Raw genomic sequence first — 23,501 nt, 5'->3', positions numbered from 1 at the left:
GGGGCCCGCGGGGGGGGGGGGGGGCGGGCCCCCCCCCCCCCCCCCCCCCCCCCGGGCACCCGCCATCGCGAAATCTCCGTGGCGGCGGGCGAACTCCCGGACCGCGAAGCCGCACCGCCCCGTCCACACGGGGAACCGGACGCCGACGAGCAGTTCGTCGGGTTCCAGCACCGTGCTCCACAGGCCGGTGAAGAACTCCGCCGCCGGGATGACCCGCCGCCCCCGCGGCGAGGCGGCCTCCAGCTCGGCGTCGAGCGCCAGCGCGACGGCCGGGTACTCGGCCGCGGGATCGGCATGCGCGATCGACCCGCCGAGGGTGCCCCGGTTGCGGATCTGGGCATGGCCGATCAGCGCCGTGGCGCGGGCGAGCAGCGGGACACCGCGAGCCACCTCGGCGTCCGCTCCGACCACGGCCTCGGTGGTGCCGGCGCCGATCCAGAGCGCGTCGTCACGACGCTCGACGCCACGGATCTCAGCCAGCCGCGAGATGTCGACGAGATGATCGAAGAAGGCGAGGCGCAGCGAGAGCATCGGGACGAGGCTCTGCCCGCCGGCCAGCGCCTTGGCGCCGTCGCCGAGATCGGCCAGCAGCCTGGTCGCCTCGTCAACGCTCTCGGGCCGGTGATACTCGAACGTGGACGGCTTCATCCCGCCGCACCGGACGTCGGCACGGTGGCTGCGGCGGTACGGCCGGAACGGCGCCCTGGGCGGCTCCGCCCACGGCCGGCCGCGGCCGGTAACGGTACCGGCAGTTCCTGCGGATACACGTGCCCTCCCCGAACCTGCGAGCAACCGCTACGCGGAGAGAGACGACCGTACTACACCTTTTGGGCAGTCGCACAGCATGCACAGATCGCCGGAGGACTCCGGCGAGTGCGCGCGGGGGGTCCGTTTCAGGGCACCTCGAATGTCATGGCGGACGTTCCGAAACAGCGCAGCCGGCCCTTACGCCGGCTCCCAGCGCCAGCCGTTGTTGTCCGCGCAGACAATCGCCTCACCGTTACCCGCCACGCCACGCACGCCGTGGTCAGCATTGCGGCAGAGCTGTCCGGCCTTGTAGCGGATGAATTCCTGGCGAGCGCCCACGACCGCGGCGTCGACCAGCCCCCTCCCGAGGCCGAAGGGGCACCGATGCACGATCACGCCAGGTCGGTTCGGGTCAGCGGACAACCCCTGGCCACGCCCAATATCGCGGACAGGTCTGATCCGGTTCTTCAGGAGGCGGCGCCCGGGGTACGAGCACGGGAGAACGCCACCTGGGCGACCGTCATCCGCGCGACCCACGAGAACGCGCCGCACGGTTTCGTCATCTGGCGATCCCGCGATCGGCCAGGTCGGAATCGATCTCGACCGCGAGCTCGCAGCGCTGCTGGCGTACCCGGACGACTACGGCGGCGACCGCGGCGACGGCGCGCGGGTCGTCGGTGCTGATGAACACAGCCGGTCCTATCGCTTTGTGACCGGCACGTGCCGGCTGCGGGCGTCGTCGCCCGGGTCGGGGGTTGCCGGGCGCGAGAGGTCGGTCAACGCTGGAGTGGGCCACTCGCTCTGACCGGACGGAGGCGAGGGTGACGGTGCTTGTCGAACTGCTCTATGTCGCGGACTGCCCGAACTACCGGCCGTTGTTGGCCCACCTGGGTGACCTGCTGGCACGGACTGGCGTGCACGAGCCGGTGCGGCTCGTCGAGGTCGAAGGTCCCGAGAGGGCGCGGACGCTGCGGTTCCTGGGCTCGCCGACGCTGCGGGTCGACGGCCGCGACGTCGACCCGTCGGCGGCGAGCCGGATCGACTACGGGTTGCAGTGCCGGGTCTATCCCACCGCCGACGGCTTGCGCGGCAGTCCACCGGACGACTGGGTGCTTGACGCGGTCACGGACGCCGCCGGGGGCCGCTAGCTGGCGGCCTTCAGGACCGACGCCACTCGGGCGCGCAGCGGGGGATCGCAGGTCCAACTCACCGAGCAGGGCGGCGAGGCCAGGGCTTTCGGTGTCGAGGGCGCCGAGCAGCAGGCGCTCGGCAGTTGGGGCGGCGCGGCGGAGTCCCAGCGTGGGCCGTCGCCCCGCCCGCCTCGACCACCCGCCAGGCCGCTTCCCGCGCCAGGCCGCCGGTCCCGGGGTGGGGCAGCGGGGCCGGCGGTCGAGGCGGGCGCTCCCGGCCACACAGTCGCCAACTCCGGGAGTGGCCAGGCAGCACCCAGCTCACCCCCTGCCCTGCCGCGAGCCGGGTAAACCCGGGGCGGGCAGCTTGCCACCGGGCCGGGCTAAAACAGCCGCGCGGTCGCGGCTGCTGTCGCCTGTCCCGTGTCGTGTCGCCTGCCCTGTCGCCTGCTGTAGACCCGCCGTGAGGCCGCTACGGCAGCGGATCGTCAGACCGCGGCAACGTCCCGCCGGAGCCCACTCAGACCGCGGACCGTAATGTGGTGGTCCCGCGGCGCGACACTACGGCTCAGCCGACCGCGACCCCCACTCTCCACGCTGCGTAGTCACGGGCGGCTCGGACCCACGGCCCGTCCGCCCCGTCGGTGACCGCCCGGTACGTCCACAGGCCGGCCACGAGCGCAGCGAACGCGGTCAGCGCGCGTCGTCCACCGTCCAGCCCGGCCGTTCCGCCGCCCATGCCTCCGCACCCCGCACGTGTCGGTCGCCTACTCCGGCGCCGATGCCCCCGCCGAGCCTCTCCACCGACGGCTCGCCGAGGTCGAACCCAGGGCCACCACCACCAGCGTCACGGCCGTGCAGTTGATCGACCTGAACCGGGACGAGAAGGTGTACCGCTGGTCAAAGGTCGCGACGCTGGGGCTTGGTGGCGCCGGGACGGCGGACTGACCGATGCGGCGTCTCGGCTACGGCCCCCGGAACGGCCACGGCCCGCCGGTGGTGTCCAGCGGGCCGATGGTCCCGCCCGGGTGTGCGGATTTCGCCGGCTCCGCCCCGGACGGAGGGCCACCTCCGGCGCCGAGGTGACGCCAGCGGCGCCGGGGGCAACGTCTCCAGGCCGCCGGTCCCGAGGCAGAGTAGGACCGGCCGCCGGGCGGGGTACCGCAGGCCATGCCGGCATCCCCTTGCAGTAGGCCAACCGGCACCCCAGTTCATTTACTGCCCAGGGTGGGCCGGTCAAACCCCGATCCGGGCACCCACCCCCCGGCCGGTATCCGAACGGCGCTCCGCGTCCATCTCAAGGCGCCATCTGCGGCCCCCGGAACGGCCCCACAGCCCCGCCGAGCGATGCCGGCGGGGCTGTGCGCTACGTACGGGGCGGTCAGCCCCTGCCGATCGCCATGCCCGGGTTCCGCCCGGCACGGGCGGATGGCGTGTACCTGCCGGAACGCAGCTCCACCCGGAGCTGGGCGGCCCGGTCGCGGGACTGCTGCTCGCGCTCCCGCAACCGCAGCTCCGCCGCGGTCCCGGTCGACGTCGAGGTTGAGGTCGGGGCCGAGCTCGGCCGGGACCTGCTGTCCCCGCGCTGTCCCCGCGCCGTCTGCACGATCTTCGGCACTCGTCGGCGTCGATCACCGCGAACCTGTACGTGCATCTGCTGCGCTCGGCGGGGCAGCACGCGGCGGAGACGGTCGCCGCGGCGATCCCCCGTCCGACGCGACGTCCGCACCATGTCCTCACCAGCAATGGTGAGAACTCGGGGATTTCAGATGCCGATGGCGTTGCGCCTGGTCAGCGGCCCGTCCGAAGTGGACGGGCCCGACCGCGAGGGGCGGAGGCTCGGGGATTTGAACCCCGGAGGGGGTATAAGCCCCCAACCGCATTAGCAGTGCGGCGCCATAGACCGGACTAGGCGAAGCCTCCTGAGTGTGCGTCCCAAGCATAGCGTCCCGCGCGGCGAACCAGACCCCGCCCCTCCCGGCGTTTGACAGGACATGTCGCTCGCCGGGCGCGAGCGGGCACGGGCGGGGCACGAGCCGGGCGACCGAGGCCGTCTGGCGGGCCAGCCCCGGGCGTCCCCGCGGGGGGTTAGCCGGGCTTCCCTGTGTCGAGCGCGGCCATGACGGCGGTCGCCACCTCGGCCCGCCGCGCGCTACCCAGAAGTCGCGGGGCGGCGAGGCCGGTCACGGAGGCGGCGGACGCCGCGGCCACAGACTCGACAGACGCAGAGGCGGTCGACGTGGAGACGGTGGCCGAAGAGCTGGCCGTGCTGGCCGTGGAGGCAGCTGTGACCGGGGCCGACGAGTCCTCGACGTAGAAGGCGTCGACGACGTCCAGGCCGAGGGTCGCGACGATCGCGGTGCGGACGTCCAGGCCGGCCTCGGCCAGCGCGCCGGTGATCCGGTGCAGCACCCCGGCACGGTCGGGAGCGCGCACCTCGATGACCGTCGTCGAGCCGGAGTCGTCGAAAATCACCTGAGGTGCCCCCGGCGTGTTCCACCGACGGGTGGTGGCGTAGTCCTGTTCCCGGCCGGCCAGGCGGGCGGTGACGTCGAGGGTGCCCGCCAGGGCCGCGCGCAGGTCGTCGCGCAGCCGCTTCGGGTCCGGGCGGTGCCCGTGCGCGGACGCGACGGCGGCCTGTAGCAGCGAGCGGCCGCCGGCGCCCCGCGCGGAGGCGCGGCGGACGTCCAGCCGGTTGAGCGCGAGGACGCCGGCGGTGGTCGCGAGCAGGCCCACCCGGTCGGCGGTGACGACCACGATCTCGAACATGCCCTCGTCGGGGAGCGGGTTGACCTGCACGGTGAGGTCGTCGGGCAGCGCGAGCAGGGCGGTCTGCCGTTCGGTGAGCGCCGGCGGGCACGGCGGTGCCTTGCCGTCGAGCACGGCCGTGGCCCGGTGGACGAGGTCGGTGACGAGCCGGGCCTTCCAGGCGTTCCACGCGGTCGGACCGGTGGCCTTCGCGTCGGCTTCGGTGAGCCGGTGCAGCAGGGTGAGTACGCGCACGCTGCCAGCCGCGGCCGCCACCGACTCGATGGTGGCGACGTCGTCGATGTCCCGCCGGGTCGCCGCCTCGGTCAGCAGCAGGTGATGGCGGACCATCGCGACCAGCACCTCGGTGTCCTCGGGCGGCAGGCCCAGCCGGGGCGCCAACGTCTGGACGATGACGATGCCGGCGTCAGTGTGGTCTCCCGGGTACCCCTTGCCGATGTCGTGCAGCAACGCGCCGAGCAGCAGCAGGTCGGGCCGGTCGACGTCCCTGGTATGGGCGGCGGCGCGGGCGGCGGCCTCGATCAGGTGCCGGTCGACGGTGTAGCGGTGGTAGGGGTTGCGCTGCGGCTTGCTGCGCACGGCCGCCCACTCGGGGATCAGCCGCACGAGCAGCCCGACCTGGTCGAGGGACTCCAGCACCCGCACCGCGGCGTCCCCGGTCGCCAGCAGGCTGACCAGGTCGTCCCGGGCGGCCTCGGGCCACGGCTCGGGCATCGCCGGCGCCTCGCGGCCGAGCCGGTCGATGGCGTAGCGCCCGAACGGGACGCCGGTGCGCGCCGCGGCCGCGGCCGCCCGGAGCACCAGCCCGGGGTCGGTGGCGGGTTCGGCGTCACGGGCCAGCTGGATCTCCCCGTCCTGTTCGACGACGCCCTCGTCGAGGGGACGTCGGACCGGCCGGCGCAGCCGGGAACGGATCTTCGAGCGTTGCGCGGCGGCCACCCGGTACCAGGTCGTGTCCCACGTCCAGGAGATCGTGCGGCCGGCGTCCGAGATGGCCCGGGACAGCGCGACGGAGTCGGGGTAGCCCAGTGTCGCGGCCACCGCCGTGCCGTCCTGCAGGAGCAGGCGGTCCTGTGCGCGGCCGTGGCTGAGCCGGCGCACCTCGCCGCGGGCGTCGAGCAGCACCTGGTAGGCGGCCTGGACGCGCTCCGGCGGCGCCTCGGCGACCCAGGCCGCGGCGAGGGCGTGCAGCGCGTGGACGTCCCGCATGCCGCCCCGGGCCTCCTTGAGGTCGGGCTCGAGCAGGAAGGCGAGCTCGCCCATCCGGCGCGCGCGCTCCGCGACCGCCTCGGCGAGCTCGGGCAGGCGGCGCGGTGCGCGTTCCCGCCACCGGGTCCGGACCCGTTCCAGCAGCGTGCCCGCGAGGCCGCCGTCACCGCGGATCACGCGGGCGTCGAGCAGGCCGAGCGCCGCCTTGAGGTCGGAGTCGGCGACGGAGACGGCTTCGTCCACGGTGCGGACGCTGTGGTCCAGGCCGACTCCGGCGTCCCACAGCGGGTACCAGATCGCGTCGGCGACGGCGGAGATGTCGCCTCGGCGGCCGTCGTGGACGAGCACAAGGTCCAGGTCGCTGCCGAAGGCGGGCTCACTTCGCCCGTAGCCACCGACCGCGAGCAGCGCGACTCCGGGCCCTGGTTCCCCGAACAGCTCCCCGAGGGCCGCGTCGGCGCGCTCGACCAGTGCCTCCCGCAACGCGGGCCCGGTCACACCGGGAAAAGCGTCCACCCGGCCCCGCAGGGCCTGGAGCCTGTCGTTCACCCGCCACCCCCGTCGTACTGGGTCCTATCCCCCGCACCCGCAGTCTGTCGCGGTTTCTCGCCCGATGTTCACGGTTCCACGGCAAGATGTTCGCCGCGGCGTCACAGTGCCGAAAAGAAAGGGGGCGCGCCGTAACAGGCGCGCCCCCGAATGTTCTTCCCGGGCTTACAGGGCGTCGGAGCCCCGCTCGCCCGTCCGTACACGGACGACAGCGTCGACCGGGACAACCCACACTTTTCCGTCGCCGATCTTGCCGGTCTGCGCGGACGTCGTGATCGCGGTGACGAGCTCGTCGACGGCCTCGTCGTCCACCACCACCTCGATCTTGATCTTGGGGACGAAGTCGACCTTGTACTCGGCCCCGCGGTAGACCTCGGTGTGGCCCTTCTGCCGCCCGTAGCCCTGCACCTCGGAGATCGTCAGCCCGTGGACGCCGATGCCCTCGAGGGCGGTCTTGACGTCGTCCACCTTGAACGGCTTGATGACTGCCGTCACGAGCTTCATGCCTTGGCCTCCTCAGGCACCTTGGTCGTGGTGACGGCGGAGGTGAACCCGCTGCCGCCGATGGACGTCAGCCGGTAGGCCGTCTCACCGTGCAGCGCCTCGTCGAGGCCGATCTCCTCGTCCTCGTCCGAGACCTTCAGCCCGATCGTGTACTTGAGCGCGAGGGCGATCAGGGCGGTCACGACCGCCGAGTAGCCCAGCGTCGCGCCGATGGCCAGCGCCTGCTCGCCCACGACACTCCACGGACCGCCGTAGAACAGGCCGTCCTTGCCGGCCGTGTTGGTGTCGACGGTGGCGAAGAAGCCGGTCAGCAGCGCACCGAGCACACCGCCGACCAGGTGGACGGCGCCGACGTCGAGCGAGTCGTCGATGCCGACCTTGCCCTTGATGGACGTCGCCAGCGCGCAGATCGCACCCGCCAGCAGGCCGATGGCGATCGAGCCCATCGGCGAGACGAACCCACAGGCCGGGGTGATCGCGACCAGACCCGCGACGGCACCCGACGCGGCGCCGAGCGTGGTGGCCTTGCCGTCCCGCAGCCGCTCGATCGCGATCCAGCCGAGGATGGCCGTGGCCGCACCGATCTGCGTGTTGAGCAGCGCGATCGCGGCGACCTTGTTCGCGCCCAGCGCCGAGCCGGCGTTGAACCCGAACCAGCCCACCCACAGGATGCCGGTGCCCAGCAGCACGAACGGCACGTTGTGCGGGCGGAAGTCGCCGGTCGGCCAGCCGCGCCGCTTACCGAGGAACAGCGCCAGCACGATCGCGGCGATACCGGCGTTCGCGTGGACGACGGTGCCGCCCGCGAAGTCGAGCGCGCCGCGCTTGAACAGCCAGCCGCTGCTCGCCCACACCCAGTGCGCGATGGGCGAGTAGACCAGGACCGACCACAGCGTGACGAAGATCGCGAAGGAGCTGAACTTCATCCGGTCCGCGGTGGAACCGGTGATCAGGGCGGGCGTGATGACCGCGAACATCATCTGGAAGGCGACGAAGGCGACGTACGGGATCGCCCCGTCACTCGCAGTGAGATCCTGGAGGGCGAAGAAGTCGAAACCGCCCCAGAATCCGTTACCCTCGCCGAAGGCGATACTGAAACCGACGACCGACCACACCAGTGTGATCATCCCCATGCAGAAGAAGTTCTGCATGAGCATGCCGAGCACATTCTTCGCGCGGACCATACCGCCGTAGAAGAAGGCCAGGCCGGGCGTCATGAAGAGCACAAGTGCGGCGCTGACGAGCACCCACGCGGTATCGCCCGAGCTCAATTCGTCCATGTCTCTCCTGTCATTCCCCCCGCGCGCACCGCGCGGACTGCGCTACCCCGGTCCCCGGCCACGCTGCGCTCGTCCCGGTCCTTCGGCCGAAGAGTCGATAAGATCTGTTCCGATCTAGTGTCTTTCCTGTTTCTGACATGTGAAATCGATTAATTGGGCGACCCATGCTCCTCGAGCTTGGACTCAGCGTGGATGTTACGGGACTCTCCGTGTCGTTCGGCGTGCTTCCGTGACTGTACAACTGCATACAGTTACGGTGCGGCGTCGTGACCAGTGTTCCGACGGAGGGCTGCCATAGCGCCGGTAGTCCGTCCCACGAGGCCTGCACTATCCCCCGATCGGGTGTATCTCCGCCCGTTTCGTCCCCGTACGGGGACCCGCCAGGTAACGCCAATGTAAGTACGCCAGCACTCGAAACAGACAAAGGTTCCCACCGGTCGGCAACGCGCCGGACCATTGACGGACGGGGCATGCGCCCGGTCCTCATCACCCTGCTCGGCGTTCTCGCCGCCGGGCCCTCGCTGACCGGCGCGGGCGGTGGCATCGGGGCGGGCATGGCCCGCGCGGAGCCGAACGCGCCCGCCCGCGGCGGCGACACCCGCAGCGACACCCCCGACGACACCCACGGCGGCTCCGACGGCTCCGACGGAGGGCCACAGGTCGGCTACGCCGAGGACCTCGGAAGCATCGCCGCCCAGATCACCGCGACCCGGGCCCACCTCGACGACCTCAGCCACAAGATGTCCGTGGCCGCCGAGCAGTACAACGCCGAACGCATCCGTCTCGCCGAGGCGGAGCGCGCCGCGGCCACGGCCGCCCAGCAGCTGCGAACGGCGGACGTCGCCGTCCGGCACGCTTCCGACCGGCACCGCGGCCTGGTGACGTCGGCCTACCGTTCCGGCGGGCTGGAACAGCTCTCCATCCTGCTCACCGGCGATCCCCGCACCGCGCTCGACCGCGCCGGCGCCGTCGACGCGCTGTCCCGGCGGCAGCGGGCCGCCGAATCCGACCTGCGGCTGGCCCGCCACGACCAGACCGAGGCGAAGCAGGCCGCCGACGAGACCCGCGCCGGCCGGCAACGGCTCGTCGACTCACTGGCCGAGCGCCGGCGCGGGCTGGAGGAGTCGGCCGGCGAGCAGGGCAGGCTGCTGGACGGCCTGATCGCCCGGCAGGCGGAGCTGGAGCGCCAGGCCCGGGAACGCGAGGCCGCCGCGCTGCGGGCCCGCAAGGCCGCCGAGGCCGCGGCCGCCGCCGAGACGGCCCGCCAGGCCGCCCTGGAACGCGACCGGCTCACCCGGGAGGCCGGCCTCGTCACGACGGCCGGCAACGCCTTCGCCGCGGCACCCGCCCTGCCGGCCGCGCCACCCCCGACCGGCGGCAGCGGCGGCGCGGCCCGCGCCGTCCAGGAGGCGCGCGCCCAGCTCGGCAAGCCGTACGTCTGGGGTGCCGAGGGCCCGGACAGCTTCGACTGCTCCGGACTCACCCAGTGGGTCTGGGGAAAGGCCGGCGTCAGCATCCCGCACTACACAGGCGACCAGTGGACGGCTGGCCGGCGGGTCACCCGCGACGAGCTGATCCCCGGCGACCTGGTTTTCTTCGGTGCTGACCTCTACCACGTCGGCATCTACATCGGGAACGGCCAGATGATCCACGCCCCGCGTACCGGCGAGGTCGTACGGATCGAGAACGTGTGGTGGTCGTCGTTCCAGGGCGGTGTCCGCCCGGGCGCCTGACGCGCCCGGACGCGGTGCCCGACGACGCTCCGCCCCCGCCCCGACCCCCGGCTTGTGCGTGACCCGTGTGGCTCTCCCCCAATCGATGGAGCGAGCTGTGCGGGTCGCGCACGAGGCGGGGTTGGCCGGTGGGCGGGTAGCTGCCCCGCCCACCGGGTGGCGCTCGGACAGACGAAGGGCCGGGCGTCTACGCCCGGCCCGACAGTCAGGTCCACATCCGTAAAGATGCTTGCGTGCTGTGTGGCTCCGTACAGGTGCTACGTGCTTTGTCTGCTGTGTGTGCTGTTGTTTCCCGGATCAGTGATTGACGTAGACGAGCGCCGCTGTGCTGCGGTCGATCTCGGCCTCGCTGTCGCCGTCCGGCTTGGCGATGTACACCCTGTCGCCACGTGCGTTCAGGTAGAGCTGTGCCCCGGGCACGATCGCGGCGTCCCGCAGGACGCGCATCGCCTCCTCGTCGGTCTGGAGGCGCTCCGAGATCCAGGCCACCGTCACCGACTTGGTCCCGGTGTTGCTTCGTTCAGCTGACGTGAGCAGGCTCACCGGTGCCACACCAGGCGGCTGCGTCGTCTCGAGCTGCGCCGGGATCTCGTTCCCGAACGGGCACCGCTTCGGGTCACCGAGCAGGACTGTCAGCCGGGCCTCGACCTCGTCCGAGATCACATGCTCCCAGCGGCAGGCCTCGTTGTGGACCAGCGCCCAGTCCAGGCCAATGACCTTGGTGAGGAGCAACTCGGCCAGGCGGTGCTTCCGCATGACCGCTGTCGCTCTGACCAGGCCCTTCTCCGTGAACTGCACGGTCCGGTCGTCAGCGAGCGCGACGAGGCCCTCGTTCGCGAGGCGCGCGGTCGACTCACTCGCGGCCGGCGCGCTCACGTGAAGGCGCTCGACCAAGCGCGCGCGCAGCGGGGTGATGCCCTCCTCCCGTAGTTCATACAGGGTCCGGAGGTACATCTCGGTACTGTCGATCAGTCCAGTCACCGGTCTCCTTCGTCCGCAACCAGAGTACGCCGCAACGCCTGGCAGGAGGAGCCGCATTCCTCTGCGTCCTGATGGCGGAGTGTGGTATGTCCGTGCCCGTTCCGTCACCGTGTCGCCAGCCAGACCGACTCCTACTCAGAGTATCGATGCAAGTACAACTTGTCGCGGCTACCGCTCACTCGACGAACTGCGTGGCGCGAGGCCGCGACGTTGCCCGCCGAGGCCAGGGTGAACGTCCGCACCAGCCGCGCCGCGGGCGGCTCGCGGCCGGCCCGCGGTCGGGGACACCAGTCCGGCGGCTCGGCTGCGGCGAGTACCTACACTCGAGGGTATGAGCACGACTCAGATCGCGCCGGAGACCTCTGACACCCGCTCGGACGAGGGGGATGATCTCTCTCACTACGCGCGCAGGGAGGAGATCGTCCGTGCCTCCATCGAAGGCGGCCGCGTGACGGCGCTGTGCGGGTACAAGTTCGAGCCGGTGCGCGACCCCAAGCGTTTCCCGGTCTGCCCCCGCTGCAAGGAGCTCGTGGAGATGGCCGAGCAGCTCGGCTGAGCACCCGTGCCCCGTACCGGCCGTCGGGATCCGCGCGCCGCCCGGCCGGGTCCGCGCGTGTGCGCGGGCCCGGGTGGAGCCGCCTTCCCACACCGGCGTCTGGATGCGTAGGCTTGCGAGGCGTTGAGTGATCCCGTCCGGCATCCGACCAGCCAGGTGCGGGGTCGCCCCGCAGCGCCCCTGTAGCTCAGTGGATAGAGCGACCGCCTCCTAAGCGGTAGGCCGCAGGTCCGATTCCTGCCAGGGGCACCACACCCCCTCTGACCTGCGATAATCCCAACTAACTACGATCTTGCAGGTTCAGGACAGCGTTGCTACGCATGTTAACTTTGCCGGCATGGCCGATCTTCGCGAGGGCTTGGACCCCCTCTGGGGACTGCTGCTGACGAGCTGGAACCGCTCGATGGAAGCGGCACGCAAGGCCCCCAAGACGCGCAAGCTCTACCTCGACGCCGCCACCGATACGGCTCAGGACACCGGCGTACATCATCTCGGCGGCGGCAGGGCCGAACGGGCTGATGCCGGGCTGCAACGGCAGATCCGTGACCGCGGCGCGCATCCGGTTCAGCGCCGCCCGGGCGCCCTCGGCATCACCGAGCGCGCCGAGACGGCTGCTTCCTGGTAGCGGCGGCCGTAGAACGCCAGCGTGGTCACCATCTCCCCGGCCGAGGCGGTGAGCACGACGTCGTCGGTCTGGCTGGCGTGGTCTTCGGCGAGGCGGATGAACCGGCGCGAAGCCAGGGTGTCCCCGAGGTTGAACGACAGCCGCGGCAGCATGTAAGACGCGTAGCCGGCGGCGACGGTGAGCCGGATCTGCGGGCGGGCCCGGCCGCTGCCGTTCATCAGGTGGTGGTGCGCCGACTTCCACGTCTTCCACGCCTTCGGCGCGAGCTGCTGGTGCGGTCCGAAGAACCTGCCTCAAACAGCTTGACGGATTCCGCCGGCGTAGCGCTCGCGAACGCCGCGATTCCCACCCTCACTTCCGGCGCCGCCGGAGACTCGCTGGTCCCCTCCGTGACGATTTCCAGTAGCACCAACTCCGGTGGATCGCGTCGACAGTCCGACAGCGCGCCTACCGCCAGTGTGCGTTGATCCAGTCGATGGCGTCCTGCACGGTGTTGATCTCCTCGGCATCCTCGTCGGATATACCGATGCCGAACTCCTCTTCCAGGGCCACGCCCAGCTCGACAAGGTCCAGGGAGTCCGCTCCCAGGTTCTCGACGAATGACGCGTTGTTCGTCACCTCCTCCGGCTTGACGTTCAGTTGCTCCACGACGACGCTCTTTACACGCTCCTCGACGGTGGACACTCCGCGGCCTCCTGCTCCGACGTGCGTGGAAACGGACAGAACTTGCATGCTCTCTGAGCGGTCCGCGCCGCGAACTCCAATGTCCGCTCCTGGTGTGGTGATGTCTGCCACGTGGGGTCTGTCCCGTCTGGCGCCATCCAACGAAGGTTCGGTGCCCGCACTCGCAGGCTGTGCTCGACGGGACCCGCTCTTGTCGTAGCTGACCATCATGGTCCGATCACTCTGTCCCGAGTCCGAGATCTTCGGCTGGCGTGCGGCCACACCCCTCAACCTCTATCCCATCTTCCTGGCGTTCGTGTTGCCGGCGTAACCGGCTCCGCCCCTTCAGGGATGACCTGCAGGTTCAGGTTCGCATTAGTGCTGGTTGGGTGCACAAACCAGCACTGACCTGCGCTGGACCCGACTAATGGCGATCTTGAGGGTCGGGGACAGCGTTTCTACACGTGTTAGCTTTCCGCGCATGGCCGATCTTCGTGAGGGCTTGGACCCTCTCTGGGGCCTGTTGCCGACGAGCTGGAACCGCTCCATGGAAGCGGCACGCAAGGCCCCCGAGACACGTGCGCTCTACCTCGACGCCGCGACCGCACTGATCAACTACCTGGGATCAACTACCTGGCCGACTCCGCCAACCCGCCCGACGGAGTCGAGGAGATCACGAAGGCACAGGTCGAGGAGTTCCTGATCTGGTTCGGCACCGTGCCGACGCCACGCCGGCCGCAGGGCCGTGGCGACGCCTACGTGAACCAGACCTTCCGCGCCCTTCAGCAGTGGTTCAGGTGGCTTCTCGACGAAGAGGAGATCGCGCACTCACCGCTGGAGCGGATGTCACCGTCGAAGGTCGACGAGAAGCCCGTCCCGGTGCTGCACGAGGACGAGATCAGGGCGGTCCTGGCGGCATGCGCGGGCAAGACGTTCGTCGATCGTCGCGATCATCCGCTGTCTGCTCGACTCCGGCGGGCGACGCACCGAGATCGCCAAGCTCCGCGTCGAGGACGTCGACCTCACACGGAAGGTGCTGCACCCTCACCAGGTCCGCCGCTGGAACTCCTGGCAGCGGTGGACAACCATGGCCATGCTCGCCCACGCCTTCCTCACCGTCCTGGACACCGTGATGAACGCCGCCGGGCCCACCACCGACACGGCTGTAGTACCGACGCCGTGACGGAATGCCGGCCTGACGGATTCACCGCCGACGACACGGACTCACCTGCCGAGAGGCGGCTTCAGTCGTCATGCCCGGCACCGCGATCGGGTGCGCTCATGTCCCCCGTCCCGGGCGTGCCCTCGGCGAGCCCGTAGCGCAGGTACACGGTGCCCTTCGGGCCGGCTACCGGTGGTTCGAGGAGTGTGACGTTCGTGGGCACCGCGCCCCCGTCGAACACCTTCTTCCCGACGCCGAGCACGATCGGGTGCACCCAGAGGTCGAGACGGTCGAAGAGTTTCTCGCGCAGGAGGGTCTGCACCAGGTTCAGGCTCCCGACGACCTTCACGTGCTCGTGCCGGTCACGGATCTCGCGCACCGCGCCGGCCAGATCCGGGCCGAGCCGCGTGGACCCGGCCCACGAGAGGTCGGGCCTGCCGCGGGAGGCCACGTACTTCGGGACGCTGTTGAAGAGCGTGGCGATCTCGTTGTCCTCGCCGCCCTCCTGGTACGGCCAGTAGGCGGCGAAGATGTCATACGTCCGCCGGCCGAGCAGGAGGGCGTCCGTGCCCTCGTACGCGGCACCGACCTGCGCCCCGGCGACCTCGTCCAGCAGGGGCGCCTGCCAGCCGCCGAACGGGAACCCCACCGGGTCCTCCTCGGGGCCGCCGGGCGACTGCCCGACGAGGTCGAGGGTTGCGAACAGCTCGATGTGGATGAGGCCCATGCCTTACTCCCGATGAGTTGGTTGTCTCGGTCGAGAGGTAGACCTGTGGACGCCGGCAGACTCATCGCTGCGACGGCACCCAGCTTCGTACTCGTCGACCGCCTCGCCCGGCGCATCGGTCACCACCCCGTCCCGGGTCAGCGTCCTTGCGACGCCCGGCAGGTATGCCGTGCGCCTTGATCCAGGCCCGCACGTCCGATTCCTCGAACAGCACGTGCCGACCGATCCTGAAGCGCGCGGCACGGTACCCTGCTTACGTCACCAGGCCGGGACGCCGCACCGGCACTCCCGCAAACCCTGATCCGAATGTGGCCCATCCAGGGTGTCAGGGGCCGCCGGACAAGGCGTAGGAGACGAGGTGGGTGTCGTCCGGGTCAGCCACCCAGATGACGGTCGAGCACAGTGTCTCGCCAGCGACCACGGCCAAGTGCTCGGGACGGAACACAGTTGCGCCCCCCGGCGTGCGGCCGACGGCCACGAGCATTCCGCCTTCCAGATCGACCTCTGTCCTCGCCGCCGGACCGCCTCTCAGGTAGTCGCGACCGTCGCAGTACGTCAGCTTCTCCGGGAACCGCCCCGGAAAGAACTCGCCGTATTCCGAGTGCCGCCGGTCAAGGACGACACCCGCCGCGACGAGTAAACCCAGGACGATCAGCCCGACCACCGCCACGACCATGGGCAGAAACCGTCGGCATGAATCCCGCCCCCACGCCAAGATCGCGATCATGGTGACAGTGTCACACATTCCCTCCCACCTGGCGGACAGTGACGGGTGAGGCGGTTTCGGGGCCGGTCTGCCGGCGCTTGCCGCAAGCGGCATAGGTGCTTGCGTAAGCGCTCATGTAAAGCGGGCAATACCCGCCTTGGGCTGCTGGTCTGAGCGTAAGCGCCTTGGTTGCCGGAGCGGCGAGAACCAGCGAAACCGGCCTTGCGGCCCTCCTGTGCCGAGCCGCTGGCCGAGCCAGGGCTCTACCAGGGGCACCACACCCATGCTGACCTGCGACAGACCCGACTACCAACGATCCAGTGGATTAAGTACCGCGCTGCTGGACCCCGAACGAGGTGTGAGGGTCGCACCGCCGCGGTCACGGAAGGTCTGCCGGTAGGCAGTTGGTGAGACACCCGTCGCGGCTCGGAAGTGCTGACGCAGCGAGATCCCGGTCACGAAGCCCGTGTGCCGGGCGACCTGGTCGATCGGCAGGTCGCTGCTCTCGAGCAGATGCCTGGCCCGCTCGACCCGTTGCCCGGTCAGCCACTGCCCGGGTGGGAGGCCGACCTCGTCCCGGAACCTGCGGCTGAATGTCCGCACGCTCATTCGCGCGTGTGCAGCGAGCTCGGAGAGGCTGGTCGGCTCGCCCAGGCGACGGAGCATCCACTCCCGGGTACTGGCCGTGCTCGTCCCGGAGGGCGGCGGTACCGGGCGTTCGATGTACTGCGCCTGGCCGCCGTCGCGCCAGGGCGGCACGACACAGCGGCGGGCCGCGCGATTCGCGACCTCGCTGCCGTGATCGCGGCGGACGAGGTGCAGACACAGATCAATGCCGGACGCGGCGCCCGCCGAGGTCAGCACGTCCCCGTCATCGACGAACAGGACGTCGGGGTCGACCGTCACCCGGGGGAACATCCGGGCCAGGCGCTCGGCCTCGAACCAGTGGGTGGTGGCCCGGCGTCCGTCAAGCAGCCCGGTGGCTGCGAGCAGGAACGACGCCGTGCAGATCGAGACGACCCGGGTGCCCGCCGCGACCCTGGCGAGGGCCGAGGCCACCAGGGCGGCTGACCGGGGGTCGACCAACCTGCTCCGTTCGTCCGGCTCGTCCGATCCGGGCCAGCGGGACGAGCCGGACGGGCCGGTCTCCTGCGGATGGACCGGCGCGAGAACCACGGTGTTCGCCGTCCCCAGTATGTCGGCCGTGTGATCGACGGCGACGGTGAACCCGGCGGCCGTGCGTACGGGCTCGCCGTCGACGGTGCAGACGACGACGTCGTAGAGCGGATCGCCGGCCGGCCCGACCGCCGCCCCGAAGACACGGGCGGGTATGCCCAGCTCGAACGGGATGACGCCGTCAAGCGCGAGGACGGCGACGCGATGCATGGCCAGATCCTATCGAACAGTGACTATCAAGCCACTCCTGTCCACGCCCCGGCCGGGGCATCCTGACCTCACGACGCGGAGCGCACCAGGAACTGATCTGGGTCTGAGGAACGATGAGAGGACGAGATCGATGAGGGCGATCGTGTACGAACGCACCGGTGATTCGGAGGTGCTCCGGCTGGTGGAGCGTCCCCGTACGGATCCCGGGCCGGGCCAGGTCCGAGTACGGGTCGCGGTGTCGGGAGTGAACCCGACGGACTGGAAGGCCCGCCGTGGCGCGCACGGACCGGTCCCACCGGGCGGGCTGGTCCCGAACCAGGACGGCGCCGGTGTCGTGGACGCCGTCGGCGCCGGAGTCGATCCCGCCCGGGTCGGGGAACGGGTGTGGATCTGGGAGGCGGCCTGGCGACGGCCCGACGGCACCGCGCAGGAGGAGATCGTGCTGCCCGCCCGCCAGGCGGTACCGCTGCCACCCGGTGCATCCTTCGATCTCGGAGCCAGCCTGGGCATCCCGGCGATGACCGCGCACCGGACCCTCACCGTCCATCCGGAGGGCCCGGCCACGCTCGGACCGTCGGCGCTGGCCGGCCGGACCGTGCTTGTCGCGGGTGGCGCTGGCGCGGTCGGACACGCGGCGATCGAGCTTGCGCGCTGGTCCGGCGCGAACGTCGTGACCACCGTCAGCTCACCCGGGAAAGCGGCGCTGGCCGCCGCCGCAGGTGCCCACCATGTGGTCAACTACCGCGAACCCGACGCCGCGGAGGCGATCGGCAAGGCTGCGCCGGACGGCGTCCACATAGTCGTCGAGGTGAACCCAGGCGCGAACGCCGAGCTCAACCAGCAGGTCCTGGCTACCAACGGAGTAGTGGTGATCTACGCCGACGGCGGCGGGACGCATCTGCCCATCCCGATTCTGCCGTCCATGATGTCGAACACCCGCCTGCAGTTCATCCTCGTCTACACCATGCCGGACACGGCCAAACTCCAGGCTGTCAAGGACATCACAGCAGCGGCAGCAGTCGGCGCGCTGCGCGTCGGCACGGACGCCGGTCTCCCGCTACACCGGTTCCGGCTGGAACAGACCGCCGCAGCGCATGACGCGGTCGAGGCAGGAACCGTCGGAAAGGTCCTCGTCGACGTCACCCATGCCCCGAAAGATCCCGAACAAGTTCACCTTCCGGACGAGGAATAGTTTCTTCTCTTCCGCCCGGTTATTCGAGATCCAAAGAGGACGACCACGACGGTCCGTGCTCTCATTCGGCCCGTCCCTGGGCCCGATAGTCCTGGACGGCGCGATCGACGTACGCCAGCAGCTCCGGAGTCAGCCGGTGCAGCGCCCGTCGGTCGTACCAGCGGACGACAAGGGTGCCCACGGCGAGCCAGCAGAGCAGGCCGATCGCGGCCGCCACGACGCCACGGGTCAGACCCGCGTCAGCCTGGGCGCCGAAGTACAGGATCGCCCGGTCGCCGGCGAGGATCTGCCGCAGCGGCTCAGCCTCGCTGAGCAGCCGGAAGAAGCCGGGTAGTGCCTCCACGGGGACGGTCCCGCCGGCCGAGGCCAGGCCGGCGTAGACGAACAGCAGGATGGCGGCCAGCTGCCCGGGGGTGCCGAGCACCGCGAAGAGCACAATCGTCCCGGCGGCGACGCTCGCCGCGCACAGCCACGCGTACAGCCACAGCAGCAGCGGATGCGGCGCGTCCATGCCCACCGCGCCGGCCGCGACCGCGAGCATCAGGCCGGTCACCACCGCGGTCAGCACCGCCGCCATCGCCCATTTGATCAGCAGGGTCCGCCACCGGCTGATCGCCTTGGGCTGGAGCTGGGTCCATCGGGGGCCGACCTCGGAGGTCCCGTAGCCGAGTGCCGCGTCCACCGTGGAATGCAGGATGGTCCCGGCCAGGAACCCGCACATGAGGGTCAGCAGGGCCAGGTAGAAGGCGCTGAGGCCAAGCGCGCTGCTCGCGGGTGGGGGATGGAACTGGCTGGTCGTGACCGTCACCGGGTTCGCCAGGAACGCCTTCGTCGCGGCGTCGTGGGGCCCCGCGCCGGCCACCGCCGTGAGCTGGCCGCTGACCGTCCGCGAGGCGGCGGCGACAGCGGGCTGCAGGATGCCGGTGGCCAGGCTCACCCCCAGCGTGCCGGCCCGCGGGTTGGTCAGCAGCTGGATCGCCCCGGCACCCGCTGTCCCGGCCGACGGCGGACCGGCTGCCGACGAGCCGGCTGGCGGCAGACCGGCCTGTGTCAGGAGCGAGGCGGTGAAGTCGGGCGGGATCACGACGGTCGCGTACGCGCGCCCGCGGTTCATGGCTCGTTCGGCCTCGGACCGGGTCACCGGCTCCAGCCGCAGCCGGCCGGACACCGCGGGGCTCGCCCGCAGGCCGGTCTCGATCCGCCTGCCGATGTCGAGGTGTTCTGTTCCCAGCGTGGCCCCGCGGTCGCTGTTCACCACCTCGACCGGCAGGTCGCGCACATGAGCCAGCGGGTTCACCGCCGACGCGAGGTACAGCGCGGTCATCGACGCGACGACGACCGAGGCCAGGACCAGCGGCAGCACCCACACCGCGCGTTGGCGCAGCAGGTCGCGCACGCGAACCGGATAGTCGTCCCGCGGTGTCCCGTTCTCCGGACCCAACAGACTGTCTCGTCTCACTCAGGCCCCGTGGGCACACGGTTCACGGGCCGGCCAGAAGGCCGCCGGCCCGCCACCGGGACACGCGGGCATCGCGTCAAGCACTCTCGGGGAGGATCGGGCCCGGGGGGAGGCTTCCGGGGCGCGACTCGTCGTCAGGTCAGGCGGTCACCGACTTGACGGCCGCCCTGATCAGGTCCGCCACCACGGTCGGCTGGGAGAACATCACCAGGTGCGACGAGTCCACCTCGACCGTGTCGACGCCCGCGCGCTGGTAGCCGAAGCGCTCGACCTCAGGATTGATGGCGTGATCCGACGTGGCGACGATGCCCCAGGCCGGCCTGGTCCGCCACGCCGCGGCGGGTGCCTTCTCACCGAACGCCGCCGCGGACAACGGCCGCTGCGACACGGCGAGCACCGCGGTGACGGCCGGGTCGACGTCGTGGGCGAAGACCGCCCGAAACTTCTGGACGTCGACCGAGAGATCGACACCGCCCGGGAACGGTGTGGCGACCAGCGCCGCGGCCAGGTCGGAGTCGGGGAACCGCCCCTGGAGCTCGCCCAGGGCCTCGCCCTCCTCGAGGACGAAGCCGGCGAGGTAGACCAGGGCCTTCACGTTCTCGGCGACGCCGGCCACAGTGGCCACCGCGCAGCCGTACGAGTGGCCGACGAGGACGACGGGACCGTCGATCGCCGCGAGGACCGACCCGAGGTACTCGGCGTCGCCGACGAGCGAGCGGTTCGGGATCGCCGGTGCCACCACCGCGAGGCCGTCGGCGAGCAGCTCGGGAACCACCCTGGCGAAGCTGGACGCGTCGGCGAAGGCGCCGTGGACGAGGACGACAGTGGGCTGCGACATGCTTTTCCATCTCCCCTGGTCGAAGTTGTGCGGCCCGAGTACACCAGGGTGTACTTGACGATTTGTGTAGCGTCTCCGTACCGGGCGACCGCGCCCGTCGACATGCGATGCTGTCGAAGCGGGACCTGAAGACTCTTCGCCGCCAACTCCCGGGCGTGGACGTCGGGCGATGAGGATCCGTAGCGGTATCACGGCGCGGGCCGTCGAACTCGAACGGCTACACGCCGACGTACACCGACTGTGGGCGCGGCGGGACCTGAACGCGGACCAGTGGGATGCCTGGGCTCGGGAGGCGGACCGCTTCGACCTGGCGGTCCGCAACTTCTACGGCCCGTTCGACCGCGCCGCCAAAGCACTACGGAGCGGGGAGACCGACGAGGTCGAGACCGCCGTCCAGTTCCTCGAAGCCGATCCGTGGTGCTTTCGATCCGGCTACATGAAAGCCGAACTGATGCACCGCCTCGCCAACGGCCCCGATCTGGACGCCCATCACCATCGACTCCACGACGTCGTGGGCAGACGGCTGACGCACCCGCAACCCCGTCTCCTGCGCCACGCCGCCCGCCTGGCCGCCGCCGTGTGGGACGACGAGCTGCGCCGGCGAGTCGACCAACTTCCCTGCCCCGAACCCCCCAGGGCGCATCAGGTTCGGCTCTTCCTGCACCTCGTCGAACAACGGCTGCGGACCGAAGGCAGAACCCTCGACGGGCGCCCCGGTCGCGACAGCAGCCACCGACCGCGCTGACCTTGCGAGGGGGACGACACCGCCAGCCTGAGCCCGGAACGCCGATGCATCCTCGTTCACGAAGGGCCGTGGGGCTGGGCGGGGATGAGTGCTCGGGCGTATGCCAGCGCGGAGGGGGCGTCGGGAAACATCCGTCGCCGGTCACCGGACTCTGCTGTGATGCCATAGGCGCCGAGCGTCTGGTGGTGTTCAGGGCGGACCCCGGACAGCAGGGGCACGACTCCGCGTGCTTCGAGGTCGGTGAGGGCGACGGACAGCGCGGCGGCTCCGGTGGCGTCGACGGCGCTGACCCGTGACATCCGGATGAGGACCACCGAGTCGTCGTGAACGTGTTCCAGCGTGGGCAGCAGACGGTGGGCGGCGGTGAACGACAGCGGCCCGTCGATCCGGAGCACGGTGACCGGAGCGGGGCCGGTCCCGGGGCCGGAGCCGGAGCCGGGTCCTTGGGGACGGCTGTCGTCGTCGGACGGAAGGTGTTCCACCCACGCGGTGCCGGCGACCTGGCGAAGCGCCAGCGCCCCGGCGAGGGCCAGCCCCACGGCAACGGCCACGACGAGGTCGACCACCAGTGTCACCGCACCCGTCAGTACCATCACGGCCAGTTCACCGCGTCCGGCGCGGGCCAGGGCCCGGACGGCGTCGGTCTCCACCATGCGGATCGCGGTCGCCACCAGGACACCGGCGAGTGCGGCCAGGGGGATGTACCTGACCAGTCCCGCCGCCGCGGCCACCACGGCGGCGATCACGACGGCGTGGATGACGGCGGACAGCCGGGAGGCCGCACCCGAACGCACGTTGACCGCCGTCCTGGCGATCGCCGCTGTCGCCGGCATTCCACCGAACAGCGGCACGGCGAGGTTGGCGACGCCCTGGCCGAACAGTTCGCGGTCGGGGTCGTGGCGCCGCCAGCCGCCGGCCCCGTTCGAGCCCCGGCCCGGGTCCGACGATGCGCGCATCTCGTCGGCGACCGTCGCCGACAGTAGCGATTCCAGGCCGGCGAGTGCGGCGATGGCGGCGGCGGCCGGCAGCAACTCCGGGACCATTCCCGGGTCGAGGAATCCCCACGACGGCGCCTGCAGACCCGCTGGCAATGCCCCGACCCGGGCGACACCGTCGACGTGGACCAGTTCGACGGCGACCGTGGCGAGGGCAACGGCCGGCAGGGACATCGGCACCGAGGGCCGCAGCCGCGCACCCAGCAGCACCACGACGGCGACCGCGGCGCTTACCGTCACCGACGTCCAGCGCGGTTCGTCAGCGAAGCGGGCGAGGGCGCGGGCGGCCACCGTCACCACCTTCTCGCCCTCGGGTGTCGGCACCCCGAGGGCCGCCGGGACCTGCTGCAGGGCGATCACGGCGGCGATTCCGACGGTGAATCCGACGATCACCGGCATGGGCACGAGCCGTACCAGGCCGCCGACCCGCCCGAGCCCCAGCCCGACCAGGATCACCCCGGCCATGAATCCCGCCATCAGCACGCCGTCAACTCCGCGGGCGTGTACGACGGGTACCAGCACCACGGTCATCGCCCCGGTCGGCCCGGAGACCTGGAAGTCCGAACCACCGAAGACCGCGGCGAGCACGCCGGCGATGATCGCGGTCGCCAGCCCGGCCTCGGTTCCCATCCCCGAGGAGATCCCGAAGCCGAGCGCCAGTGGCAACGCGACGACGGCGACCGTCACCCCGGCCAGCAGGTCTTTGGCGGGAGCCCGGCGGACCGAGCGAACGGTGGCCGAGTCGGGCAGTACCGCCCGGAGCCGTTCCCACAAGGCCGCCGTCATGTTCCGCAAGAACGGCCGCCGCGACGGCGGGCCCGACAGCGCTTCGCCGGCGGCGTTCACTCGGACCTCGCGTCCGCGTCGCACAGTTCGGCCAGGAGTTCCTCCTGGCCGAGGAGAAGATCGGTGAGAATGCGCCGCGCGGCGCGCATCAGGTCCGCGACGTCGGTTCCGGCGAGGGCGTAGACGACCGTCGTGCTGTCGCGGGTGGCGGTGACGATGCCTGCGCGGCGCAGTACGGCGAGCTGCTGGGACAGGTTCGAGGGCTCGACGTCAATGGCCGCGAGCAGGGCCCGGACGGGCATGGGCCCGAGCTGGAGGAGCTCCAGTACCCGGATCCGCACCGGGTGGCCGAGCATGCGGAAGAACTCCGCCTTGGCCTGGTAGAGCGGCACCGACATCATCGTTTCCAGGAGATCCTTCTCGGGTTTGGCGCACCTGGGACGGCCGCGCGAGTGCGGCGCCCACCTGTCCGCAGAAGCATAACAACTTGAAGAAGTCTTCAATTCATCATCAACCAGCAGTGCGGGGGGTCACACCGGCCTCAGCGCCAGTACGTGGTGGTCGCGGGATGCCGGACCCTCCCACCGGTGACCGTCAGTCCACCGGGATGCGCGTTTCCGCAGTTCGGGCGCCAGCTGGTCAGCCCGAGCGGGACGGCGGCCGTCTGCGCGCCGACGGCGGACGGCTCCTGACTGATCACCGCCACACCAGGGCGATCATCGACCTGCCGACCTCGGCACTGCTCCCCACCAGCAGTGA

26 protein-coding genes and 2 tRNA genes are annotated in these 23,501 nt (G+C 70.9%); 8 read left to right on the top strand and 20 right to left on the bottom strand.

Going from position 1 to position 23,501, the window contains the following annotated elements; all coding sequences use genetic code 11:
* The 3 genes from MXD62_RS15130 to MXD62_RS39215 all read right to left on the bottom strand — a co-directional run.
* On the bottom strand, nt 1-648 hold a 648-nt coding region (locus tag MXD62_RS15130; RefSeq protein ID WP_248829890.1), incomplete at its 3' end, for an FAD binding domain-containing protein.
* Between the two features lie 297 nt (nt 649-945).
* Nucleotides 946-1,143, bottom strand: coding sequence for a hypothetical protein (locus MXD62_RS15125; RefSeq protein ID WP_248829889.1), 198 nt, complete (start codon nt 1,141-1,143; stop codon nt 946-948).
* A 163-nt stretch (nt 1,144-1,306) separates the two neighbouring features.
* Complete coding sequence (locus tag MXD62_RS39215; RefSeq protein WP_285224081.1) at nt 1,307-1,438, bottom strand: hypothetical protein; 132 nt, start codon at nt 1,436-1,438, stop codon at nt 1,307-1,309.
* 130 nt (nt 1,439-1,568) lie between these two features.
* On the opposite strand from MXD62_RS39215, the gene MXD62_RS15120 reads away from it, so the two are divergent.
* Nucleotides 1,569-1,895 (top strand): thioredoxin family protein, encoded by a 327-nt coding sequence (locus tag MXD62_RS15120; RefSeq protein WP_248829888.1) that lies wholly within the window; start codon nt 1,569-1,571, stop codon nt 1,893-1,895.
* Nucleotides 1,896-2,445: 550 nt separating this feature from the next.
* Here the strand turns inward: MXD62_RS15120 and MXD62_RS15115 are convergent.
* Complete coding sequence (locus MXD62_RS15115) at nt 2,446-2,616, bottom strand: hypothetical protein (protein ID WP_248829887.1); 171 nt, start codon at nt 2,614-2,616, stop codon at nt 2,446-2,448.
* Between the two features lie 17 nt (nt 2,617-2,633).
* On the opposite strand from MXD62_RS15115, the gene MXD62_RS15110 reads away from it, so the two are divergent.
* Nucleotides 2,634-2,825 carry a hypothetical protein gene (locus tag MXD62_RS15110; RefSeq protein WP_248829886.1) on the top strand — a complete coding sequence of 64 codons (192 nt, stop codon included), beginning with the start codon at nt 2,634-2,636 and terminating at the stop codon, nt 2,823-2,825.
* A 433-nt stretch (nt 2,826-3,258) separates the two neighbouring features.
* Here the strand turns inward: MXD62_RS15110 and MXD62_RS15105 are convergent, their stop codons facing one another.
* The 5 genes from MXD62_RS15105 to MXD62_RS15085 all read right to left on the bottom strand — a co-directional run bounded on the left by MXD62_RS15105 (nt 3,259) and on the right by MXD62_RS15085 (nt 8,188).
* Nucleotides 3,259-3,495, bottom strand: a complete 237-nt coding sequence (locus MXD62_RS15105; protein ID WP_248829885.1) for a hypothetical protein — start codon at nt 3,493-3,495, stop codon at nt 3,259-3,261.
* Nucleotides 3,496-3,709: 214 nt separating this feature from the next.
* Nucleotides 3,710-3,800: transfer RNA gene (locus MXD62_RS15100), tRNA-Ser, on the bottom strand.
* A gap of 165 nt (nt 3,801-3,965) precedes the next feature.
* A complete protein-coding gene (locus MXD62_RS15095; protein ID WP_248829884.1) occupies nt 3,966-6,404 on the bottom strand; it encodes a [protein-PII] uridylyltransferase in 2,439 nt (812 codons plus the stop codon).
* Between the two features lie 165 nt (nt 6,405-6,569).
* Nucleotides 6,570-6,908: a P-II family nitrogen regulator gene (locus MXD62_RS15090; protein WP_020463624.1), complete on the bottom strand. Its 339-nt coding sequence runs from the start codon at nt 6,906-6,908 to the stop codon at nt 6,570-6,572.
* Nucleotides 6,905-8,188 carry an ammonium transporter gene (locus MXD62_RS15085; protein WP_248829883.1) on the bottom strand — a complete coding sequence of 428 codons (1,284 nt, stop codon included), beginning with the start codon at nt 8,186-8,188 and terminating at the stop codon, nt 6,905-6,907. The genes MXD62_RS15090 and MXD62_RS15085 overlap by 4 nt, the downstream gene beginning before the upstream one ends.
* A 470-nt stretch (nt 8,189-8,658) precedes the next feature.
* Here MXD62_RS15085 and MXD62_RS15080 point away from each other — a divergent pair, with 470 nt between their 5' ends.
* On the top strand, nt 8,659-9,921 hold the full coding sequence (locus MXD62_RS15080; protein ID WP_248829882.1) for a C40 family peptidase: 1,263 nt from the start codon (nt 8,659-8,661) through the stop codon (nt 9,919-9,921).
* Between the two features lie 297 nt (nt 9,922-10,218).
* On the opposite strand, the gene MXD62_RS15075 is transcribed toward MXD62_RS15080, so the two are convergent.
* Entirely contained in the window at nt 10,219-10,902 is a 684-nt protein-coding gene (locus tag MXD62_RS15075) for a metal-dependent transcriptional regulator (protein ID WP_248829881.1), read from the bottom strand.
* Nucleotides 10,903-11,233: 331 nt separating this feature from the next.
* Here MXD62_RS15075 and MXD62_RS15070 point away from each other — a divergent pair, with 331 nt between their 5' ends.
* The 3 genes from MXD62_RS15070 to MXD62_RS15060 all read left to right on the top strand — a co-directional run bounded on the left by MXD62_RS15070 (nt 11,234) and on the right by MXD62_RS15060 (nt 12,083).
* On the top strand, nt 11,234-11,458 hold the full coding sequence (locus MXD62_RS15070) for a DUF3039 domain-containing protein (RefSeq protein WP_020463628.1): 225 nt from the start codon (nt 11,234-11,236) through the stop codon (nt 11,456-11,458).
* Between the two features lie 176 nt (nt 11,459-11,634).
* Nucleotides 11,635-11,710: transfer RNA gene (locus tag MXD62_RS15065), tRNA-Arg, on the top strand.
* A 40-nt stretch (nt 11,711-11,750) separates the two neighbouring features.
* Entirely contained in the window at nt 11,751-12,083 is a 333-nt protein-coding gene (locus MXD62_RS15060; RefSeq protein ID WP_248829880.1) for a hypothetical protein, read from the top strand.
* Here the strand turns inward: MXD62_RS15060 and MXD62_RS15055 are convergent.
* The 5 genes from MXD62_RS15055 to MXD62_RS15035 form a co-directional block, all read right to left on the bottom strand.
* Nucleotides 12,023-12,301, bottom strand: a complete 279-nt coding sequence (locus MXD62_RS15055; RefSeq protein WP_248829879.1) for a hypothetical protein — start codon at nt 12,299-12,301, stop codon at nt 12,023-12,025. The genes MXD62_RS15060 and MXD62_RS15055 overlap by 61 nt on opposite strands.
* Before the next feature lie 229 nt (nt 12,302-12,530).
* Complete coding sequence (gene acpP, locus MXD62_RS15050; protein ID WP_020462818.1) at nt 12,531-12,767, bottom strand: acyl carrier protein; 237 nt, start codon at nt 12,765-12,767, stop codon at nt 12,531-12,533.
* 1,223 nt (nt 12,768-13,990) lie between these two features.
* On the bottom strand, nt 13,991-14,635 hold the full coding sequence (locus tag MXD62_RS15045; RefSeq protein WP_248829878.1) for a dihydrofolate reductase family protein: 645 nt from the start codon (nt 14,633-14,635) through the stop codon (nt 13,991-13,993).
* A 325-nt stretch (nt 14,636-14,960) separates the two neighbouring features.
* Nucleotides 14,961-15,311, bottom strand: a complete 351-nt coding sequence (locus MXD62_RS15040; RefSeq protein WP_248829877.1) for a hypothetical protein — start codon at nt 15,309-15,311, stop codon at nt 14,961-14,963.
* A 336-nt stretch (nt 15,312-15,647) separates the two neighbouring features.
* Entirely contained in the window at nt 15,648-16,727 is a 1,080-nt protein-coding gene (locus MXD62_RS15035) for a GlxA family transcriptional regulator (protein ID WP_248829876.1), read from the bottom strand.
* 130 nt (nt 16,728-16,857) lie between these two features.
* Here MXD62_RS15035 and MXD62_RS15030 point away from each other — a divergent pair, with 130 nt between their 5' ends.
* On the top strand, nt 16,858-17,919 hold the full coding sequence (locus MXD62_RS15030; RefSeq protein ID WP_248829875.1) for an NADPH:quinone reductase: 1,062 nt from the start codon (nt 16,858-16,860) through the stop codon (nt 17,917-17,919).
* A 61-nt stretch (nt 17,920-17,980) separates the two neighbouring features.
* Here the strand turns inward: MXD62_RS15030 and MXD62_RS15025 are convergent, their stop codons facing one another.
* Both MXD62_RS15025 and MXD62_RS15020 read right to left on the bottom strand, forming a co-directional pair.
* Nucleotides 17,981-19,378 (bottom strand): YhgE/Pip domain-containing protein, encoded by a 1,398-nt coding sequence (locus MXD62_RS15025; protein WP_248829874.1) that lies wholly within the window; start codon nt 19,376-19,378, stop codon nt 17,981-17,983.
* A gap of 139 nt (nt 19,379-19,517) precedes the next feature.
* A complete protein-coding gene (locus MXD62_RS15020; RefSeq protein WP_248829873.1) occupies nt 19,518-20,216 on the bottom strand; it encodes an alpha/beta hydrolase in 699 nt (232 codons plus the stop codon).
* 169 nt (nt 20,217-20,385) lie between these two features.
* Between MXD62_RS15020 and MXD62_RS15015 the strand changes: the two genes are divergently transcribed.
* Nucleotides 20,386-20,961, top strand: coding sequence for a hypothetical protein (locus MXD62_RS15015; RefSeq protein WP_248829872.1), 576 nt, complete (start codon nt 20,386-20,388; stop codon nt 20,959-20,961).
* Nucleotides 20,962-21,017: 56 nt separating this feature from the next.
* Here MXD62_RS15015 and MXD62_RS15010 read toward each other — a convergent pair whose 3' ends face one another.
* The 3 genes from MXD62_RS15010 to MXD62_RS15000 form a co-directional block, all read right to left on the bottom strand.
* A complete protein-coding gene (locus MXD62_RS15010; protein ID WP_248829871.1) occupies nt 21,018-22,742 on the bottom strand; it encodes a SulP family inorganic anion transporter in 1,725 nt (574 codons plus the stop codon).
* 56 nt (nt 22,743-22,798) lie between these two features.
* Nucleotides 22,799-23,140 carry a metalloregulator ArsR/SmtB family transcription factor gene (locus tag MXD62_RS15005; RefSeq protein WP_248829899.1) on the bottom strand — a complete coding sequence of 114 codons (342 nt, stop codon included), beginning with the start codon at nt 23,138-23,140 and terminating at the stop codon, nt 22,799-22,801.
* Nucleotides 23,141-23,283: 143 nt separating this feature from the next.
* Nucleotides 23,284-23,448: a hypothetical protein gene (locus tag MXD62_RS15000; protein WP_248829870.1), complete on the bottom strand. Its 165-nt coding sequence runs from the start codon at nt 23,446-23,448 to the stop codon at nt 23,284-23,286.
* Between the last annotated feature and the right edge of the window lie 53 nt (nt 23,449-23,501).

The sequence above is a fragment of the Frankia sp. Mgl5 genome (assembly GCF_023242985.1).
Lineage (GTDB): Bacteria > Actinomycetota > Actinomycetes > Frankiales > Frankiaceae > Parafrankia > Parafrankia soli.
This window is presented reverse-complemented; position numbering and strand designations above follow the sequence as displayed.

Bases quoted from the DNA above. Each gene is read 5' to 3' on its own strand.
- MXD62_RS15115 (WP_248829887.1), bottom strand. From the start codon at position 2,616: ATGGGCGGCGGAACGGCCGGGCTGGACGGTGGACGACGCGCGCTGACC.
- MXD62_RS15090 (WP_020463624.1), bottom strand. From the start codon at position 6,908: ATGAAGCTCGTGACGGCAGTCATCAAGCCGTTCAAGGTGGACGACGTC.
- MXD62_RS15085 (WP_248829883.1), bottom strand. From the start codon at position 8,188: ATGGACGAATTGAGCTCGGGCGATACCGCGTGGGTGCTCGTCAGCGCC.
- MXD62_RS15080 (WP_248829882.1), top strand. From the start codon at position 8,659: ATGCGCCCGGTCCTCATCACCCTGCTCGGCGTTCTCGCCGCCGGGCCC.
- MXD62_RS15070 (WP_020463628.1), top strand. From the start codon at position 11,234: ATGAGCACGACTCAGATCGCGCCGGAGACCTCTGACACCCGCTCGGAC.
- MXD62_RS15055 (WP_248829879.1), bottom strand. From the start codon at position 12,301: ATGAACGGCAGCGGCCGGGCCCGCCCGCAGATCCGGCTCACCGTCGCC.
- MXD62_RS15045 (WP_248829878.1), bottom strand. From the start codon at position 14,635: ATGGGCCTCATCCACATCGAGCTGTTCGCAACCCTCGACCTCGTCGGG.
- MXD62_RS15040 (WP_248829877.1), bottom strand. From the start codon at position 15,311: ATGGTCGTGGCGGTGGTCGGGCTGATCGTCCTGGGTTTACTCGTCGCG.
- MXD62_RS15035 (WP_248829876.1), bottom strand. From the start codon at position 16,727: ATGCATCGCGTCGCCGTCCTCGCGCTTGACGGCGTCATCCCGTTCGAG.
- MXD62_RS15030 (WP_248829875.1), top strand. From the start codon at position 16,858: ATGAGGGCGATCGTGTACGAACGCACCGGTGATTCGGAGGTGCTCCGG.
- MXD62_RS15020 (WP_248829873.1), bottom strand. From the start codon at position 20,216: ATGTCGCAGCCCACTGTCGTCCTCGTCCACGGCGCCTTCGCCGACGCG.
- MXD62_RS15015 (WP_248829872.1), top strand. From the start codon at position 20,386: ATGAGGATCCGTAGCGGTATCACGGCGCGGGCCGTCGAACTCGAACGG.
- MXD62_RS15010 (WP_248829871.1), bottom strand. From the start codon at position 22,742: ATGACGGCGGCCTTGTGGGAACGGCTCCGGGCGGTACTGCCCGACTCG.
- MXD62_RS15005 (WP_248829899.1), bottom strand. From the start codon at position 23,140: ATGTCGGTGCCGCTCTACCAGGCCAAGGCGGAGTTCTTCCGCATGCTC.